The 14,138-nt window shown below is 53.7% G+C and carries 10 protein-coding genes; 5 read left to right on the forward strand and 5 right to left on the reverse strand.

Features of this window, described 5'->3' with window-relative positions; genetic code table 11:
• Positions 1-79: 79 nt before the first annotated feature.
• The 3 genes from ppc (at position 80) to WES_RS01135 (ending at position 5,711) form a co-directional block, all read left to right on the forward strand.
• A complete protein-coding gene (gene ppc / locus WES_RS01145) occupies positions 80-2,731 on the forward strand; it encodes a phosphoenolpyruvate carboxylase (protein WP_016158815.1) in 2,652 nt (883 codons plus the stop codon).
• A gap of 180 nt (positions 2,732-2,911) precedes the next feature.
• Positions 2,912-4,645, forward strand: a complete 1,734-nt coding sequence (locus WES_RS01140) for a phosphoethanolamine transferase CptA (RefSeq protein WP_016158816.1) — start codon at positions 2,912-2,914, stop codon at positions 4,643-4,645.
• A 214-nt stretch (positions 4,646-4,859) separates the two neighbouring features.
• Positions 4,860-5,711 (forward strand): AraC family transcriptional regulator, encoded by an 852-nt coding sequence (locus WES_RS01135; RefSeq protein WP_000274606.1) that lies wholly within the window; start codon positions 4,860-4,862, stop codon positions 5,709-5,711.
• Here the strand turns inward: WES_RS01135 and WES_RS01130 are convergent.
• From WES_RS01130 to WES_RS01110, 5 genes are read right to left on the reverse strand one after another with little or no spacing between them, the layout of a single operon-like run.
• Positions 5,698-6,039 (reverse strand): PTS fructose-like transporter subunit IIB, encoded by a 342-nt coding sequence (locus WES_RS01130; protein WP_000323855.1) that lies wholly within the window; start codon positions 6,037-6,039, stop codon positions 5,698-5,700. The two genes, WES_RS01135 and WES_RS01130, sit on opposite strands and share 14 nt — an antisense overlap.
• Position 6,040: 1 nt before the next feature.
• The gene (locus WES_RS01125) at positions 6,041-6,919 is read right to left on the reverse strand and encodes a [formate-C-acetyltransferase]-activating enzyme (RefSeq protein WP_000204106.1); all 879 of its coding nucleotides are present in this window, start codon (positions 6,917-6,919) and stop codon (positions 6,041-6,043) included.
• Positions 6,885-9,182 carry a formate C-acetyltransferase gene (locus WES_RS01120; RefSeq protein ID WP_016158817.1) on the reverse strand — a complete coding sequence of 766 codons (2,298 nt, stop codon included), beginning with the start codon at positions 9,180-9,182 and terminating at the stop codon, positions 6,885-6,887. The genes WES_RS01125 and WES_RS01120 overlap by 35 nt, the downstream gene beginning before the upstream one ends.
• 50 nt (positions 9,183-9,232) lie before the next feature.
• Positions 9,233-9,553, reverse strand: coding sequence for a PTS fructose-like transporter subunit IIB (locus tag WES_RS01115; RefSeq protein WP_000161265.1), 321 nt, complete (start codon positions 9,551-9,553; stop codon positions 9,233-9,235).
• Between the two features lie 14 nt (positions 9,554-9,567).
• A complete protein-coding gene (locus WES_RS01110; protein WP_016158818.1) occupies positions 9,568-10,647 on the reverse strand; it encodes a PTS fructose transporter subunit EIIC in 1,080 nt (359 codons plus the stop codon).
• A 308-nt stretch (positions 10,648-10,955) separates the two neighbouring features.
• Here WES_RS01110 and ptsP point away from each other — a divergent pair, with 308 nt between their 5' ends.
• Entirely contained in the window at positions 10,956-13,457 is a 2,502-nt protein-coding gene (ptsP, locus tag WES_RS01105; protein WP_016158819.1) for a phosphoenolpyruvate--protein phosphotransferase, read from the forward strand.
• 11 nt (positions 13,458-13,468) lie between these two features.
• Positions 13,469-14,131 (forward strand): fructose-6-phosphate aldolase, encoded by a 663-nt coding sequence (fsa, locus tag WES_RS01100; RefSeq protein ID WP_000424833.1) that lies wholly within the window; start codon positions 13,469-13,471, stop codon positions 14,129-14,131.
• Positions 14,132-14,138: the final 7 nt, after the last annotated feature.

A 14,138-nucleotide genomic window follows, 5' to 3' on the forward strand; every position in this document is an offset into this window, starting at 1 on the left:
CAAAGCCCGAGCATATTCGCGCCAATGCGACGTGAAGGATACCGGGCTTCAAACAATAAGATGGGGTGTCTGGGGTTATATGAACGAACAATATTCCGCATTGCGTAGTAATGTCAGTATGCTCGGCAAAGTGCTGGGAGAAACCATCAAGGATGCGTTGGGAGAACACATTCTTGAACGCGTAGAAACTATCCGTAAGTTGTCCAAATCTTCACGCGCTGGCAATGATGCTAACCGCCAGGAGTTGCTCACCACCTTACAAAATTTGTCGAACGACGAGCTGCTGCCCGTTGCGCGTGCGTTTAGTCAGTTCCTGAACCTGGCCAACACCGCCGAGCAATACCACAGCATTTCACCGAAAGGCGAGGCAGCCAGCAACCCGGAAGTGATCGCCCGCACCCTGCGTAAACTGAAAAACCAGCCGGAACTGAGCGAAGACACCATCAAAAAAGCGGTGGAATCACTGTCGCTGGAACTGGTTCTCACTGCGCACCCAACCGAAATTACCCGCCGTACACTGATCCACAAAATGGTGGAAGTGAACGCCTGCTTAAAACAGCTCGACAACAAAGATATCGCCGACTACGAACACAACCAACTGATGCGCCGCCTGCGCCAGTTGATCGCCCAGTCATGGCATACCGATGAAATCCGTAAGCTGCGCCCAAGCCCGATAGATGAAGCCAAATGGGGCTTTGCCGTAGTAGAAAACAGCCTGTGGCAAGGCGTACCGAATTACCTGCGCGAACTAAACGAACAACTGGAAGAGAATCTCGGCTACAAACTGCCCGTCGAATTTGTTCCGGTGCGTTTTACCTCGTGGATGGGCGGCGACCGCGACGGCAACCCGAACGTCACCGCAGACATTACCCGTCACGTACTTCTGCTCAGCCGCTGGAAAGCAACAGACCTGTTCCTGAAAGATATTCAGGTGCTGGTTTCTGAACTGTCGATGGTTGAAGCAACCCCTGAACTGCTGGCGCTGGTCGGCGAAGAAGGTGCCGCAGAACCGTATCGCTATCTGATGAAAAACCTGCGTTCCCGCCTGATGGCAACCCAGGCATGGCTGGAAGCGCGCCTGAAAGGTGAAGAACTGCCGAAGCCGGAAGGTCTGCTGACGCAGAACGAAGAACTGTGGGAGCCGCTCTACGCTTGCTACCAGTCCCTGCAAGCGTGTGGTATGGGCATTATCGCCAACGGCGATCTGCTCGATACTCTGCGCCGCGTGAAATGTTTCGGTGTACCGCTGGTGCGTATTGATATCCGTCAGGAGAGCACCCGTCATACTGAAGCACTGGGTGAATTGACCCGCTACCTCGGCATCGGCGACTACGAAAGCTGGTCAGAGGCCGACAAACAGGCGTTCCTGATCCGCGAACTGAACTCCAAACGTCCGCTTCTGCCACGCAACTGGCAACCGAGCGCCGAAACGCGCGAAGTGCTTGATACCTGTCAGGTGATTGCCGAAGCACCGCAAGGTTCAATTGCCGCCTACGTGATCTCAATGGCGAAAACGCCGTCTGACATACTGGCTGTCCACCTGCTGTTGAAAGAAGCGGGTATCGGGTTTGCAATGCCGGTGGCTCCATTGTTTGAAACTCTCGATGACCTGAACAACGCTAACGATGTCATGACCCAGTTGCTGAATATCGACTGGTATCGCGGCCTGATTCAGGGCAAACAGATGGTGATGATTGGCTATTCCGACTCGGCAAAAGATGCGGGCGTGATGGCGGCTTCCTGGGCGCAATATCAGGCACAGGATGCGTTAATCAAAACCTGCGAAAAAGCAGGTATTGAACTGACGCTGTTCCACGGTCGCGGTGGTTCTATTGGTCGCGGCGGCGCACCGGCTCATGCGGCGCTGCTATCGCAACCGCCAGGAAGCCTGAAAGGCGGCCTGCGCGTGACCGAACAGGGCGAGATGATTCGCTTTAAATACGGTCTGCCGGAAATCACTGTCAGCAGCCTGTCGCTGTACACCGGGGCGATTCTGGAAGCCAACCTGCTGCCACCGCCGGAGCCGAAAGAGAGCTGGCGTCACATTATGGATGAACTATCGGTCATCTCCTGCGATCTCTACCGTGGTTATGTGCGTGAAAACAAAGACTTTGTTCCATACTTCCGCTCCGCCACGCCGGAACAGGAACTGGGCAAACTGCCGTTAGGTTCACGCCCGGCGAAACGTCGCCCGACCGGTGGCGTCGAATCACTGCGCGCAATTCCGTGGATCTTCGCCTGGACGCAAAACCGCCTGATGCTCCCAGCCTGGCTGGGTGCGGGTACTGCGCTGCAAAAAGTGGTCGAAGACGGCAAACAGAGCGAACTGGAAGCCATGTGCCGCGACTGGCCGTTCTTCTCAACGCGTCTGGGAATGCTGGAAATGGTCTTCGCCAAAGCAGACCTGTGGCTGGCGGAATACTATGACCAACGCCTGGTCGACAAAGAGCTGTGGCCGTTAGGTAAAGAGTTACGCAATCTGCAAGAAGAAGACATCAAAGTGGTGCTGGCAATTGCCAACGATTCCCATCTGATGGCCGATCTACCGTGGATTGCCGAGTCTATTCAGCTACGAAATATATACACTGACCCGCTGAACGTACTGCAGGCAGAGTTGCTGCACCGCTCCCGCCAGGCAGAAAAAGAAGGCCAGGAGCCGGATCCCCGCGTCGAACAAGCGTTGATGGTCACTATTGCCGGAATTGCAGCAGGTATGCGTAATACTGGCTAACCCCCATCCTCTCTCAACCCTCGTGCAATAGCGCGAGGGTTTTCTGAAATACTTCTGTTCTAACACCTTCGTTTTCAATATATTTCTGTCTGCATTTCACCCAGATTCTGGATATCCCTTCAGATATCCTTAAGGTTTTGTCCTTACATTCGGCGCTATTATCCAAAACGGGTTCTTACTATGCATTCCACTGAAGTCCAGACTAACCCCCTTTTTAGCTGGAAAGCCCTGGGTTGGGCACTGCTCTACTTTTGGTTTTTCTCTACCCTGTTACAGGCCATTATTTACATCAGCGGCTACAGCGGCACCAACGGCATTCGCGACTCACTGCTGTTCAGTTCGCTGTGGTTGATCCCGGTATTCCTCTTTCCGAAGCGGATTAAAATTATTGCCGCAGTGATCGGCGTGGTGCTGTGGGCGGCCTCTCTGGCGGCGCTGTGCTACTACGTCATCTACGGTCAGGAGTTCTCGCAGAGCGTTCTGTTTGTGATGTTTGAAACCAACACCAACGAAGCCAGCGAGTATTTAAGCCAGTATTTCAGCCTGAAGATTGTGCTTATCGCGCTGGCCTATACGGCGGTGGCTGTTCTGCTGTGGACACGCCTGCGCCCGGTCTATATTCCGAAGCCGTGGCGTTATATCGTCTCTTTTGCCCTGCTTTACGGTTTGATTCTGCATCCGATCGCCATGAATACGTTTATCAAAAACAAACCGTTTGAGAAAACGTTGGATAACCTGGCATCGCGCATGGAACCTGCCGCCCCGTGGCAATTTCTGACCGGTTATTATCAGTATCGCCAGCAACTTAACTCGCTGACGAAGCTGCTGAATGAAAATAATGCATTACCGCCACTGGCTAATTTCAAAGATGAATCGGGTAACGAACCGCGCACCCTGGTACTGGTGATTGGCGAGTCAACCCAGCGTGGACGCATGAGTCTGTACGGTTATCCGCGCGAGACCACGCCGGAGCTGGATGCGCTGCATAAAACCGATCCGAATCTGACCGTGTTTAATAACGTGGTTACGTCTCGTCCGTATACCATTGAAATCCTGCAACAGGCGCTGACTTTCGCCAACGAAAAGAACCCGGATCTGTATCTGACGCAGCCGTCGCTGATGAACATGATGAAACAGGCGGGTTATAAAACCTTCTGGATCACCAACCAGCAGACAATGACCGCCCGCAATACCATGCTGACGGTATTTTCGCGCCAGACCGACAAGCAGTACTACATGAACCAGCAACGTACGCAGAGTGCGCGTGAATACGACACTAACGTGCTGAAGCCGTTCCAGGAAGTGCTGAAGAACCCTGCGCCGAAGAAACTGATCATCGTTCATCTGCTGGGTACACATATCAAATACAAGTACCGTTACCCGGAAGATCAGGGCAAGTTTGATGGCAATACCGATCATGTCCCACCAGGATTAAGCGCAGAAGAGCTGGAGTCGTATAACGATTACGACAACGCTAACCTGTATAACGATCACGTGGTGGCAAGCCTGATTAAAGACTTTAAAGCGACCGATCCGAACGGTTTCCTGGTTTATTTCTCTGACCACGGTGAAGAGGTTTACGACACGCCGCCACACAAAACCCAGGGGCGTAACGAAGATAACCCGACGCGCCACATGTACACCATTCCGTTCCTGCTGTGGACGTCGGAAAAATGGCAGGCGACTCATCCGCGTGATTTCTCGCAGGATGTCAATCGTAAATACAGCCTGGCAGAACTGATCCACACCTGGTCGGATTTGGCGGGCTTATCTTACGACGGTTACGATCCAACCCGTTCGGTGGTGAACCCGCAGTTCAAAGAAACCACTCGCTGGATTGGCAACCCGTACAAGAAAAACGCGCTGATCGATTACGACACTCTGCCGTATGGCGATCAGGTGGGTAATCAGTAATTATCAGTCAGGTGCTATTTGCCGGATGCGACGCTTGACGCGTCTTATCCGGCCTACAGATTGCGGCGGTAGGTCAGATAAGGCGTTTACGCCGCATCCGGCAATACAACTGCCGCAATGTTTACATCGAACTCTCATCAGGCCACACTTTTCAGGTGGCCTTTTTTCATAATGCCAGTTACTGTTTTCCCGTCTACATACCTAAGGGAATAACATGTATCACGACGTCAGCTATCTGCTCTCCCGCCTGATAAACGGCCCGCTGTCGCTGCGCCAGATTTACTTTGCCTGCACCAACGGTCCGGCTCCCGATCTCGCATATCGGGTCGATTTTCCACGGCTGGAAATTGTGCTGGAAGGTGAGTTTGTTGATACCGGTGCTGGCGCAACGTTAGTTCCCGGCGATGTACTATACGTTCCCGCTGGCGGCTGGAACTTCCCGCAATGGCAAACACCCGCCACCACCTTTAGCGTGCTGTTTGGCAAACAGCAGCTCGGATTCAGCGTCGTGCAATGGGATGGAAAGCAATACCAAAATCTGGCAAAGCAGCACGTCGCCCGACGCGGCCCGCGCATTGGTTCATTCTTGTTGCAAACGCTCAATGAAATGCAAATGCAGCCACAGGAGCAGCAAACGGCAAGGCTTATCGTCGCGAGTCTGCTTAGTCACTGCCGCGATTTGCTTGGCAGCCAAATCCAGACCGCCTCACGCAGCCAGGCACTATTTGAAGCGATTCGTGATTATATCGACGAACGCTATGCCTCCGCGCTAACCCGTGAATCTGTCGCGCAGGCATTCTATATTTCGCCCAATTACCTCTCCCACCTGTTTCAAAAAACGGGTGCGACGGGCTTTAACGAATACCTGAATCATACACGGCTGGAACATGCAAAAACGTTGTTGAAAGGCTATGACCTGAAGGTAAAAGAAGTGGCGCACGCCTGCGGCTTCGTCGACAGCAACTACTTCTGCCGTCTGTTTCGTAAAAACACCGAACGCTCGCCGTCGGAGTATCGTCGGCAGTATCACAGTCAACTGACAGAAAAACCGACTACTCCAGAATAAGATGGGTTTGCTGCGGCGCAGAGAGCACTTTTCGTACCGCGCTCATTACCCGCTGCGGCTCTCGCAGGAACGCGTAGATACCGCACTGAACATAGCGACAATGCTCAAATCGCTCGGCACCGGCAAGCTCGATATCCGTAATCAACAGCGCGACATCTGCCCGACGGATATCCTCGTCCGCTAAACGATTCTCCGTTCCCAGCGCCCCCTGGGTTTCAATGCTGACGCCCCACTTCTCTTGCTGGCATAATTTTTCCAGCCGTTCTGCCGCCATATAAGTATGCGCCACGCCGCTGACGCAGGCGGTTACTGCCACCAGGTATGCCATTTTACCCCCCCACGGTAACCTCAAATCCGGCTCGTTCTGCCATTTCGCGCATCGTTGCCACATCGGCTGACGAGGGCGCAGAAACCTCTTTCATCGACCATGTTTTCCCCAGCAGGCGGTATTTCGGTTCACCGTACTGATGAAACGGCAACAGGTGGATTTGCCTGATATTCAGCGGGATCAGCACGTCCAGCGCCTGCTGCATATTCTCCCGGCTGAGCGTGAAACCTGGGATCAGCGGTAAACGCGGGATCACGTTGACACCTTCGCTTACCAGCAAACGCAGGTTCTCCAGCACACGTGGCAGATTCATCTTCACCACATCCCGCGCCTGAGTCGCGTCCATAATTTTTAAATCGAACAACACTTCATCGCACAATTTCGCCAGCGGTAGCAGCTTGCTGGCTGGCGCATCTCCGGCAGTTTCGATAGCGCATGAGACGCCCCACAGCCGCAGTCGCTGTAAAAAACGGGTCGCAAATTCCGCCTGCATTAACACTTCGCCGCCAGAAAGCGTGACACCACCGCCAGACGTGCGAAAGAAAATGTCATCTTTCATCACTTCCCGCTCCAGCGCATCGAGGCTGATATCGCGACCAATCCGTTCAAATGCCCCGGACGGACATTCATCCGCATCACGTAAACATTTCGCGCAGTGCAGACATTTCGCCTCTCTGCGTACCGTCTGGATTTTGCCGGAGATCGACTCTGGATTAGCACACCACGGGCAAAGATGCGGGCAGCCTTTAAAAAAGACCACCGTGCGAATGCCTTCACCGTCATTCAGCGAATAACGCTGAATGTTGAAAATGCGCGCCACGTCATCGCGGCGCGTTTCCACAACGTTACAGCTGATGCGCTGTCCGGCGGATGATGTCATCCTGGATCTCCTTCGACAGTTCGACAAAGAAGGCGCTGTATCCGGCAACGCGCACCACCAGCCCGGCATAGTCCTGTGGGCGTTGTTGCGCTTCCCGCAACGTGTCGGCATTCACCACGTTAAACTGAATATGCTGCAACTTAAGCTGGGTAAATGCCCGTAAGAAGTCGGCCAGTTTGCGTAATCCCGCTTCACCTTCCAGGGTCGCTGGAGTGAATTTCACGTTCAGCAATGTACCGTTAGAAAGCAGCGTGTTATCGAGCTTACTGACTGACTTCAGTACCGCCGTTGGCCCTTGTGCGTCCTGGCCCAGCATTGGCGACAAGCCACCGTCTGCCAGTTGCTCTCCGGCAAAACGACCGTCTGGCGTCGCGCCAACCACCGATCCCAACGGGACATGAGCAGAAACGGTATACGACCCCGGCGTGAAGTAGCCGCCGCGCGGGTTCTGGTATTTTTCCACTTCTTTGCAGTAGTGGCGTAACAGTTCGGCGCTGATGTTATCCACCTCGTCAATATCGTTGCCGTATTTCTCAAAGCGGTTAATTAAGCGAGCGCGGATTTTTTCGCCTTCGGGTGTTGCGAAGTTGGCTTTTAATACCGACAACAATTCGTCAAAACTTAAACGCTGTTGATCAAAAATCATCCCTTTCAACGCATGGAGAGAATCGCTCAGGTTAGCGATACCTATCCCCTGTACGCCGGAGAAGTTATAACGCGCGCCGCCATCGGTAATATCGCGACCTTTTTCCAGACAATCGCTGATAAACGACGAGAGCAGCGGTACAGGCGCCCAGTCACGATGGCCGATATCGCAAATATTGCTGCCTTCAACCATCAGAGTGATGTAGTGGCTGATCTTGGCGCGGATCTGTTCCAGCAAACCTTCATAGCTCAGCGCGGCATTGCCTTCATTTTCATGCAGGCAGATTTCCATCACTTTCAGCAGGTTAAACATTGCGATGTCATGCAAGCCGTAGGTTCTGCCAGGAATAGACAACTCTACGCAGCCCACTACGGAATAGTCGCGCGCATCTTCCAGCGAAACGCCTCGGTTGAGGAACGCTGGCACCACCACTTCATCATTGAAGATTTGTGGAATACCAGTGCCGAGGCGGATGGTTTCTGCGGTTTTCATCAGGAACGGTGTGTCGATCAAGGCGTTAGTGCGCACACCAAGGTTCGGTTGCGGTAATTGTACGCTTTGATAAGCATCGAGGCAGAGGAACGAAAGCACGTTCACCGCGCTACGTCCGTTCTCGGTTAAACCGCCGAGCAGTGCGGTATAGCCGGTCGGGAAACCTGCGAAATAGCGCGCGCTGCTGGTGGAGCGTAACAGCACGATGTCGTTGCACTTCACCCATAAAGATTCGAGCAATTCTTTCAGGAACGCCGGATCTTCGCCCAGGGTTAATGATGCCTGATAGAACGGCAACATATACTGGTCAAAGCGCCCTAACGACAGCGAACTGGCGTTGGATTCGTATTGCAGAATGATGTTCATGTACCAGAACAACTGGCACGCCTGCCAGAACGTCTGCGGCTTATGTTGCGCGTTATGACGGGAGATCTCTGCAATAGTCAGCAGTTCTTCACGACGCTGAGCATCGGTGCAGTTTGCCGCCATCGTTTCCGCCAGTTCGGCATAACGCAAAATGTGTTTTTGTGAAGCTTCCAGCAGTAACAGCGCGGCCTGATAAAAGTGATTATCCGGCTGTTGCTGGCAATGTTGCTGCATCTGCGCCACCAGTTCACCCAGCCCGTGATTCAGCAGGCGCGGGTAATCAATAATGATGTGCCCCTGGCCTTTATCCGTCTGGTTGATGCTGAAAATCTGCGTGCTGGTTGCGACTTTTACTTCATCCGTCATCTGCCCGTTGATGAAATCTTTCATCGAACGTTTTTCCCAGTACGGGAACAACTCTTCGCGGTAGATACGTTTATCTTCTTCGCTGATGGCGAAGCGATCCTGCGGTCGCGTCGGGAACTGGTCCAGCTCTTTCAGCAGCCAGTAAGGGTCCATTTCCGGCGACATAATCCCGGCGCGAGGTTTTACGGTGCGGTTACCGGCAATCAGTTCTTCATTACGAATCGAAATTTCAACGTGTTCCAGGATATACGCTGTGGCTTTTGCCCGACGAATAATCACCGGTTCGCCTTCGGTTTGCTTATGGCTGGCGGTATAAAGCAGCGCACGCTCCAGCGAGATTTCACGGGTATTGGCAAACAGTGCAGTTTTAAGGCGAGAGATACGATTCGTCATGAGGAACTCCTGTAGGAAAGCGAACCCGCCCTTGCGGGCGGGATAAGAACTTAAGCGGTTTGCGCCAGGTGAGCTTCAATTTTGCTCATGATGGCATCAGCGCGTTTTACTGCATCGCTGATGTTGACGCGCACGATGGTCTTGCCAGCAAAACGCTCTTCAAACTTGATGCCGATATCTTTGGTCAGAATCACCATATCGGCGCTCGCCACGTCTTCAGCAGTCAGTTCATTTTCCAGACCGATTGAGCCCTGGGTTTCTACTTTCACTTCCCAGCCTTTCGCTTTCGCGGCACTTTCCAGCGCCTCTGCAGCCATATAGGTATGGGCAACACCTGAAGGACATGCGGTTACTGCAATAATTTTCGTCATGGCTCGTTCCTCAATTAATTAATTTCAAAATCCAGATCCAGGTCGTCTTCCTTCTCATCAGTCGAAGACCCATTTTTACGCGCCAGACTTTTCAGTACGTTCACGCAGACTGCCGTCACAACCGCCCCGACAGCCACTGCCGCGATATAACCCAACTTACCTTCAACCACCGGCAGCACAATCAGACCACCCCAGCCTGCATAGCACTGCGCGCCGACCATTGCTGCGGTCACCGTGCCACAAACTGAACCGACCATGATGGAAGGGATCACGCGTAACGGATCGGCAGCGGCGAAAGGAATTGCCCCTTCGGTGACGCCAACGCACCCCATCACCAGCGCCGCTTTGCCGGTTTCGCGCTCTTCAGCGGAGAAATTTTTACGACCAATCAACGTCGCCAGCCCCATACCCAGCGGCGGGATACAAATACCCACAGCGGCAATGGCCACCACGGTATAAACCCCCTGAGCAACGCAAATCAGCATGAACGCATAGGCCACTTTGTTAACCGGATCGCCCATATCGAACGCCAGCATCAGTCCCATGATCACCGCCAGCATAACAATGCTGCCCTGCTGCATCCCCTGAAGCCACTGGGTCAGACTATTGGTCAATGCACCCACTGGCTCGCCCAGCCCCCACATCATGACGCCAGCGGTAATCAGTGTGCCGACGATCGGGATGATGAAGATTGGCATGACGGAACGCAGAACTTTATGCACCGGAATTTTCTTCAGGTAATGCACCACGATGCCGCCGATAATCCCGGCGATCAGCGCACCAAAGAAGCCCGCGCCAAAACTGTTGCCGACCCAGGCACCGATAGCACACGGAGCCAGCGCAGAGCGTTCAGCAATGGAGTAACCGATGTACGCCGCGAGGAAAGGCACCATCAGCGTCAAACCCGCGACGCCGATATCAAACAGTTTTTTCAGATTCGGATCGGCTACGGCATCCGGCACTGCGCCTTTGCCATACAACATGACGGAAACCGCCAGCAAAATACCGCCCGATACCACGAAGGGAATCATGTGTGAAACGCCCGTCATTAAGTGCTGACGGGTATTTTTCAGGATCTGCACCAACTCATTCATAAGTCGCTCCCAGGCTTAGTAAAGCCCATGTCCATATTTTTGATGGCAGAAACAATAGGCAATCGCAGGCAGGGCAAACAGTGGATAAAAAGGCCATTTACTGGATTTTTGTAATGTCTGTACAAAAATGCGATCCGCCTCATAACTTGCGTTAACTCGGAATCATGCCGGAGTGGCGCGTCTTGTGAGACGCGTCGCAAATTAGCGGTTACATTACATTTGTCCAGCTTTTGGCAGATTTGTCACATGGCAGGCCGTTGCCATGCGCTCTTATCCTGTAAACAGAAAACCGTACCGGGAGAAAGGCAATGGCCCTGATTGTAGAATTTATTTGTGAGCTACCTAACGGCGTACATGCACGTCCGGCAAGCCACGTTGAAACGCTGTGTAATACTTTTTCATCACAAATTGAGTGGCATAACCTGCGCACCGATCGCAAAGGCAACGCCAAAAGCGCCCTGGCGCTAATTGGCACCGATACGCTGGTGGGCGATAACTGCCAGTTACTGATTTCCGGAGCAGACGAACAGGAAGCGCACCAGCGTTTAAGCCAATGGCTGCGCGATGAATTTCCCCACTGTGACGCGCCACTGGCGGAAGTTAAATCTGACGAACTGGAGCCGCTGCCGGTTTCACTGACCAACCTGAATCCGCGAATTATCCGCGCCCGCACCGTATGCAGCGGTAGCGCAGGCGGCATTCTGACGCCAATCTCTTCTTTAGATCTTAACGCACTGGGTAATCTTCCCGCAGCCAAAGACGTTGACGCCGAGCAATCCGCGCTGGAAAACGGCCTGACGCTGGTGATGAAAAACATTGAGTTTCGTCTGCTTGATAGCGACGGCGCCACCAGCGCGATTCTGGAGGCACACCGCTCACTGGCAGGTGACACTTCGCTGCGTCAACACCTACTGGCGGGCGTCAGCGAGGGATTAAGCTGCGCCGAAGCGATTGTTGCCAGTGCGAATCACTTTTGCGAAGAGTTCGCGCGTTCCAGCAGCAGCTACCTGCAAGAGCGAGCCCTGGATGTGCGCGACGTCTGCTTCCAGTTACTCCAGCAAATTTACGGTGAACAACGCTTCCCGGCACCGGGCAAGCTGACGCAGCCCGCCATTTGTATGGCGGATGAACTGACCCCCAGCCAGTTCCTCGAACTGGATAAAAATCACCTCAAAGGCTTGTTACTCAAAAGCGGCGGCACCACGTCACATACAGTAATTCTTGCCCGTTCGTTCAACATTCCGACGCTAGTTGGCGTGGACATCGACACGCTTACTCCGTGGCAGCATCAAACGATTTATATCGACGGCAACGCCGGGGCGATTGTGGTTGAGCCAGGGGAAGCCGTAGCTCGTTATTATCAGCAAGAAGCCCGCGTACAGGACGCCCTGCGTGAGCAGCAACGTGTCTGGCTGACCCAGCAAGCCCGCACCGCTGACGGTATCCGCATTGAAATTGCCGCTAACATCGCCCACTCCGTGGAAGCGCAGGCCGCATTTGGCAATGGCGCGGAAGGTGTTGGCCTGTTCCGCACTGAAATGCTCTATATGGACCGCACCAGCGCACCGGGCGAAAGCGAGCTGTACAACATTTTTTGTCAGGCGCTGGAGTCCGCCAACGGACGCAGCATTATTGTGCGTACCATGGACATTGGCGGCGACAAACCCGTTGATTATCTGAACATTCCCGCAGAAGCTAACCCGTTCCTCGGTTATCGCGCCGTGCGTATTTATGAAGAGTACGCCTCGCTGTTTACCACGCAGCTACGGTCGATCCTGCGCGCCTCTGCTCACGGCAGCCTGAAAATCATGATCCCGATGATCTCCTCAATGGAAGAGATCTTATGGGTGAAAGAAAAACTGGCAGAAGCTAAACAGCAACTGCGTAACGAACACATTCCGTTTGATGAGAAGATCCAGCTCGGCATCATGCTGGAAGTACCGTCGGTGATGTTCATCATCGATCAGTGCTGCGAAGAGATTGATTTCTTTAGTATCGGTAGTAATGACCTGACGCAATATCTGCTGGCAGTCGATCGCGATAACGCCAAAGTCACCCGTCACTACAACAGCCTGAATCCGGCATTCTTGCGGGCGCTCGATTACGCCGTGCAGGCGGTGCATCGCCAGGGCAAATGGATTGGTCTGTGCGGTGAACTGGGGGCGAAAGGTTCCGTGCTGCCGCTGCTGGTCGGTTTAGGGCTGGATGAACTCAGCATGAGCGCGCCGTCAATTCCGGCAGCAAAAGCGCGCATGGCGCAACTTGATAGCCGCGAATGCCGCCAGTTACTCAACCAGGCGATGGCCTGCCGTACTTCGCTGGAAGTGGAACACCTGCTGGCACAATTCCGCATGACACAACAGGACGCACCACTGGTCACCGCCGAGTGCATCACGCTGGAAAGCGACTGGCGCAGCAAAGAAGAAGTGCTGAAAGGCATGACCGATAACCTGCTGCTGGCAGGCCGCTGCCGCTATCCGCGTAAACTGGAAGCCGACTTGTGGGCGCGCGAGGCCGTTTTCTCTACCGGTCTGGGCTTTAGTTTCGCTATTCCGCACAGCAAATCGGAACATATTGAGCAGTCCACCATCAGCGTGGCGCGTCTGGCAGCACCGGTACGCTGGGGTGATGATGAAGCGCAATTCATCATTATGTTAACCCTGAACAAACACGCTGCGGGAGATCAGCATATGCGCATTTTCTCGCGCCTCGCTCGCCGCATCATGCACGAAGAATTCCGTAACGCGCTGGTTAACGCCGCCTCTGCCGACGCTATCGCCAGCCTGCTGCAACATGAACTGGAACTTTAAAAGGAAACATCATGGAACTGTATCTGGACACCGCTAACGTCGCAGAAGTTGAACGTCTGGCACGCATATTCCCGATTGCCGGGGTGACAACTAACCCGAGCATTATCGCTGCCAGCAAGGAGTCCATCTGGGAAGTGCTGCCGCGTCTGCAAAAAGCGATTGGTGATGAGGGCATTCTGTTTGCTCAGACCATGAGCCGTGACGCGCAGGGTATGGTGGAAGAAGCGAAGCGTCTGCGCGACGCCATTCCGGGCATTGTGGTGAAAATCCCGGTGACCGCCGAAGGTCTGGCAGCAATTAAAATACTGAAAAAAGAAGGTATTACTACGCTTGGCACCGCTGTATATAGCGCCGCACAAGGGTTATTAGCCGCGCTGGCAGGCGCCAAATACGTTGCTCCGTATGTTAACCGCGTAGACGCCCAGGGCGGTGACGGTATTCGCACGGTTCAGGAGTTGCAAGCATTGCTGGAAATGCACGCGCCAGAAAGCATGGTGCTGGCTGCCAGCTTTAAAACACCGCGTCAGGCGCTGGATTGTTTGCTGGCAGGATGTGAATCCATCACCCTGCCCTTAGATGTAGCGCAACAAATGCTCAACACGCCTGCGGTAGAGTCAGCTATAGAGAAGTTCGAACACGACTGGAATGCCGCATTTGGCACTACTCATCTCTAAAGGAGCA

The sequence above is a fragment of the Escherichia sp. KTE31 genome (assembly GCF_000407925.1).
In the GTDB taxonomy this organism is placed as follows: Bacteria; Pseudomonadota; Gammaproteobacteria; order Enterobacterales; family Enterobacteriaceae; genus Escherichia; species Escherichia ruysiae.